Annotated in this window: 1 pseudogene; it reads right to left on the bottom strand. The window is 50.4% G+C overall.

From position 1 onward, the window contains the following. Positions 1–87: 87 nt before the first annotated feature. Positions 88–294 (bottom strand): annotated as a pseudogene (locus tag EZM41_RS09140) (flagellar biosynthetic protein FliP); the annotation flags it as partial. Positions 295–409: the final 115 nt, after the last annotated feature.

Below are 409 nucleotides of genomic sequence, written 5' to 3' on the forward strand. Positions count from 1 at the left end.
CTCGTTCCCCTCTTTGATGACATACGATTCGAGCATCGTCTCCACAGCGAGCGCGCTGGCCTCTCGCCCCAGCGACATTCCTCCCATGCCATCCGCCATTACAAACAGAAGCAATTTAAAAGGCAAAGATACAATAATGGGAGGCAGCATTATCATGCCCATTCTCATAAACACGCTCGCCACTATCATGTAAACCACGATAAAAGGGATAAATATTACCACACCCATCTGAAAGGCTATCTTGAGCTCGCTCAACATGAAGGCCGGGATCAATACGCGCGTCGGAAGGTCATCCGGCGTTTCAGCTTTACGTAGGCAAAAAGGGCCAAGTCATTGCGGGAATCTCGATACCGCAGCGATATAGTCATTCCCCAATTCAGACTTGCCACGAGTCGGACATCGCTTGGGC

It is taken from the genome of Acetomicrobium sp. S15 = DSM 107314 (genome assembly GCF_016125955.1).
GTDB lineage: Bacteria > Synergistota > Synergistia > Synergistales > Thermosynergistaceae > Thermosynergistes > Thermosynergistes pyruvativorans.